At 31.5% G+C, this 4,837-nt stretch carries 4 protein-coding genes; 1 reads left to right on the forward strand and 3 read right to left on the reverse strand.

Translation table 11 applies throughout. From position 1 onward, the window contains the following. Positions 1–997 precede the first annotated feature (997 nt). Entirely contained in the window at positions 998–1,597 is a 600-nt protein-coding gene (locus tag JE46_RS23710) for an REP-associated tyrosine transposase (protein ID WP_031457778.1), read from the reverse strand. Positions 1,598–2,038: 441 nt separating this feature from the next. Between JE46_RS23710 and JE46_RS23715 the strand changes: the two genes are divergently transcribed. Next, positions 2,039–2,494, forward strand: coding sequence for a hypothetical protein (locus JE46_RS23715; protein WP_051873012.1), 456 nt, complete (start codon positions 2,039–2,041; stop codon positions 2,492–2,494). Positions 2,495–3,494: 1,000 nt separating this feature from the next. On the opposite strand, the gene JE46_RS23720 is transcribed toward JE46_RS23715, so the two are convergent. After that, entirely contained in the window at positions 3,495–4,265 is a 771-nt protein-coding gene (locus tag JE46_RS23720; protein ID WP_031457780.1) for a hypothetical protein, read from the reverse strand. A 275-nt stretch (positions 4,266–4,540) separates the two neighbouring features. Beyond that, a partial coding sequence (locus tag JE46_RS24385; RefSeq protein WP_031457781.1) for a PI-PLC domain-containing protein occupies positions 4,541–4,837 on the reverse strand: 297 nt, incomplete at its 5' end.

Consider the following 4,837-nt stretch of genomic DNA (forward strand, 5'->3'; position numbering starts at 1 on the left):
ACAAGAAGGTATTTCAGCAGCTAATCTTTTTCTTCAGCATGACTTTCTATTTAAAAGTTATTACTGCTAATCCGGGACTACAACTATGCACATTTTCTACCTTTTCATAGAGTGCAAACTGACTTTTGTTTTTCTCTTTTCTTTTTTTCGAGCGAAACCTCATTTGATGTACTACAAAGTAGTAATGATCTATCCGAAATTGGGTGTATATACAAATGTTTGTTACGTTTATATATTTTCAAAAATAACCAAAAAAGATTACAAAGCATCAAAGAATTTTTAGTTACCTCTACTCTTCTCAATAAGTAATTGCACAAGCAGTTAGTTATTTAAAGTCGGGAGACTTTAAGAGGTTTTGAATTTACAAGAACATTAAAAAAAATGTGCGAAGTCGAAGACGTTTGCACAGCGTTTGATTAAGAACACTTCGAGAAGCTGGGGTGAGTTCGGATTCAAAAGCACACACGAAAGGATTCGTGCGGGAGCGGGGAGGGGCTGTTGGCAGTAGTGCTTCTATTTTCACACACTTAAAGTAGTTCCAAAGAAAAATTCATAATTAAAGACAATACCGACAACACTTATTGGAGAAGCAAATAGTAAAAACAATGTTGTTTGCCATTTACAATCCAAGATTATTGTCTTCCAATTTGACCACAAAAAAATTAAGAGAAAAAAGGAACAGACAGAAATCAAAAACGCTTGAATTAAACAGCCCCAATTTTCATCATATGGTAAAAACTGAGCTTGATATATTAAATACCAAATTGTAGACAATACAAAGAATAAAATTATCGAATATACAATATTAAGTAATCTTTGTTTTTTCATCTGCTCTTGTGTTTTAGTTATGCATTACGCACGTTCATTACTGCCAACGTTCCCAGCTCTCCTAAGTGTTCCTTTACAACGCTGCGCAAACGTCTCCGACTTTGCGCCACTTTAAAATCTCGTATGAGCCCCAATGCTGCCTGTAAAAGTCTCCGACTTTAAACCAAAATTAATACAAATTATATTTTGTAAATGACTTAGGGTTTAATACATCGACCACAGGATTATCTGCTTTTTCTATACTAAGCAATCCCGAATCATTAACATAATTGCCTGCACTTGAATAAATATACTCTGATGCTCTTGCAACAAGGCCTGACCTAACCGGATTTAAATGGATATAATCTAATTTAGACCACATAAATTCGTTTGAATAAATTTCTTCTGCATGATTTCCGTATTGCCAAAATTGATATTCTTTATTTCTTGAATGAGTTTGTGTTGCTAATTTAAACCGTTCAAGCATCCATTCTTTTCTGCTTTCAGGGTTGTTTTGAATTTTTTTGAGAATATTTTTCGCGGTAAATTTTTTAAAATCTCTTATCAAATCCGATAGTTTTCCTTCTTCTGATTGTATAATCAAGTGAATATGATTGCTCATAATTACATAGCCGTACAAAAGCATTCCTTTATTTTTAATGCAATAAGCTAAACTTTCAATTACGATATCTCTGTAAGTCTGCCTTGTAAAAATATCTATCCAGTCTACAACTGTTGAAGTTATAAAATGTGGTAAAGTTTGATCTCGAATTACATACCCTTCTTTCATATCAAGTTTTTTATAAATATAGCGTATTTGTGTTTATTGCCATTTAAAAACGTTTTGTAAAAAAGTCGGGAGACTTTTGAGAGATTTAGGATTATAAGGACATAAAAAAACTGGCGCAAAGTCGGAGACGTTTGCGCAGCAAGCAGTTTAGTTTTTTAAGAGAACACTTCGTAATCGGGGGGCTACCGAAATCTCCACAATTGCAGTTACAGGCTGTCAAGCATAACTTTTATTTTTAAACAAAGGAAAAAAATTAGACTATTAAAGAATAATTTGAATGGAATTTTTATATTTGCATCAGGTGTTTTTGGTATGCCTGCTCGTTCGTGCAAAGATTTTATCAACCAATAACTAGATAATATAACCTTCAGAGCTTATTATCCGACCACAGTATACGAACGCAATCTCAGGATAATAATCTTTGAACTAAAGGATTATATTATGAACGCTATTGACTACTTTAAACTTCAATCAAAAAATCTACACAGAGATTTCAAGACTCAAACTCCTCTTATTGACAAAACGATAGGCAGTTTTCAGTACGAGTACACGCCGAAGTACTTTCAAATTTATGATATCATTTCAGACTTTGATATCGATGAGGAAAATTTTACCCTCATGAACGCACAACATGTAATTGCCAATATTGCAGGCTTTGATAAATGGAGTACTCTAATAAAAGTATCGGCATCAGAATTGGAACTTGCAAAATTATTATTTGAACATCAAGATAAAATTGATTTGATGTCATGGAATCTTTATATTGCCAATGCACAATCTATGAATGAAGAAGAACTTGACGCAGAGATTCAAGTAGAAATATTCAAACAAGTTGTTGTTGAAGATAATATTTTTGACATGGAAATAGATAGTTATCTTATAAAGGATGACTATTGATAATTGTTCCATAATGATTTCTCGATATTATCTCGTTGCATATATTTTGCTAATTTGAATAGTTTAACAATCATTTTTTAAATACGATTTTTCATAAAATTTATCTTTATAAGTGTAAGGAGATTTGCAAATTGTGTAACCTAAAATTTGATTGTTATTATTGATAATAAAAAATAAAAAACATTAATTTACATTTGTAATATACTTTATAAAGACTAGCATTTATAGGGTATAAAAAAACCAAAAGCGGTCACTTTTGGTTTTAGAGTGCTAGAAATGATGTCTAACCCTTTTTTATTTTCTAAGAGATGAAAATACTAATTATTTTATGTTGGTCACTGGCTTTAGCACAGGTGACACAACTAGTAAAACAAGTTAGAAAACTAGTTCTTGCTTGTAAAAAGTAATTTACTTTATACCACTAGACCCTGTTTGCGGTGCTGGTGGTTTTTTTTTATGTATTTTAATTACCACAAAAGTAGTGAAAAAGTAATTAAATTACTTTTTTTTATATCTTTTTGGCTACTCCACCCTGTCGTGACAATCTCGCCAGCCTGTGAGAACTTCGAATAGCTGAGGTGTGAAGTCAAAAATCAACGCATAGCAACTTATAAAAACACTTCTGAGAATCAAGGGCAAGATACACGTAAACCATTGATTTACAAATGATTTTTACATTTAAAAAGCGGGGTGCAAAAGTATAAAAAATTATTGATTTTTTTTAAATAAACCTGAAATTTTTTCATCCAAACAAAAGAGAGTGATGGATGCGAAGGAGCTAATAATACCCAATATTGTGGCGACCTCATTCATGATTTTACAAAAGTAACATATTTTTTTGAAGGCGCGATCGATTATTAAAAAAATTATAAGTATAAAAAAAAATTAAATAAAACAGTTATTTAAAGTCGGGAGACTTTAAGAAGTTTGGATTTTACAAGAACATAACCAAATTACGCAAAGTCGAAGACATTTGCGTAGCTTGGTATTTATTCTATTGTTAAAAATATTGAAAAAGTTGATTATTTTCTTCTCCTGCATTTAAAAATCCGTTGTCAACTTCCTCATTGACAATTTTTTGATTATTAAATATAAGTACTGCTTTGTTTGCATGAAAGATTATTGCTCCCTTTTTCCTTAGAATATATTCTTGTCTAACGCCCGTTATAGCTGCGTTAGGAGTAATTATATTAATACTATATCTTTTTTCATCCCCATCATTAAGAGTTGGAATTTGAAAATCTATAGGAGCTGACACATATGATGTGCTAAATGGGATTTGATAATATTCCTTTACACCACCAACTACATCATGCATCACAATCAATAATTTTGGAATTGGATATTGTCCCATTTGTCGTAATCGAAATACTGGTAAAGATCCCTTGTCACAAGTTAGAAAAATGTAACTATCTCCTCCTGTTACATAATTTATTGTTTGAAAAGAATATTCTCTTATGTTCTCCAATGTTTTAGAAATTCCTTTCTCTTGTGCTCCTTGCCGCTTTACTCTCCAAAAATTTCCAGTAATGTATGACGTGAAAGCAAGTGCATAGCTAAAAGTTGAAATTGCATACAGAATTAAATTTTTGGGAGGATTCCCCTCTACATCGTTGTCTGGATAGAAAAAAACTTTAGTGATTGTCCAAAGAAATGATAAGGTAAGAGCAAGCCAAAACTCCCGTAAAAGTCTTAAAGTTGCTTGTTTCCAAGTGATTTCAATTTTTTCTGAATGCTGCTTTTTATCTTTTTTTTGTTTCTCTTGTGTCATATATTATCAATTTTCATGTTGGTCAGTTTAGGTTTGCGTTGTCGGCGTGAAGTCAAATAGCGTTGTCAGATAACCTCTATATTGCGAAACAAGCATTCTCATATCCATCTGATTAAGGCGGATTAGCGATTTATATTTTCTCAAAAATAACCAAAAAAGATTACAAACTATCAAAAGAATAATGGGTTACCTCTTCCCTATTCAATAAAATCAAATTTCATAAAACAGTTATTTAAAGTCGGGAGACTTTAAGAGGTTTTGATTTTACAAGAACATTAAAAAATTGTGCAAAGTCGAAGACGTTTGCACAGCGTTTCATTAGGAACACTTCGGGGAGCTGGGTCATTAAATTCCAGATAAGTGACCAGTAAATTTACCAAATCAACATAGTCATCGTCGATAGTTAGATTTAAAAAGTTCTGAAATTTTAAAATTATAATTTCATTAGGCTGCTCTATTAAGAAATTTCGAATTTGATGTAATGCATAATCACTTTTTGGGGTTGTAAAATCAATTTTTTTTTCACATAATACGTCATCTGAGCATAGCGTATGATGAAAATAATATTTGTT

Origin of the sequence: Flavobacterium chungangense LMG 26729, from assembly GCF_000735715.2 — a bacterium.
GTDB lineage: Bacteria > Bacteroidota > Bacteroidia > Flavobacteriales > Flavobacteriaceae > Flavobacterium > Flavobacterium chungangense.

What these genes read in the sequence shown, in the direction of transcription:
- JE46_RS23710 (WP_031457778.1), bottom strand. Translation starts at nt 1,597, where the DNA reads ATGAAAGAAGGGTATGTAATTCGAGATCAAACTTTACCACATTTTATA.
- JE46_RS23715 (WP_051873012.1), top strand. Translation starts at nt 2,039, where the DNA reads ATGAACGCTATTGACTACTTTAAACTTCAATCAAAAAATCTACACAGA.
- JE46_RS23720 (WP_031457780.1), bottom strand. Translation starts at nt 4,265, where the DNA reads ATGACACAAGAGAAACAAAAAAAAGATAAAAAGCAGCATTCAGAAAAA.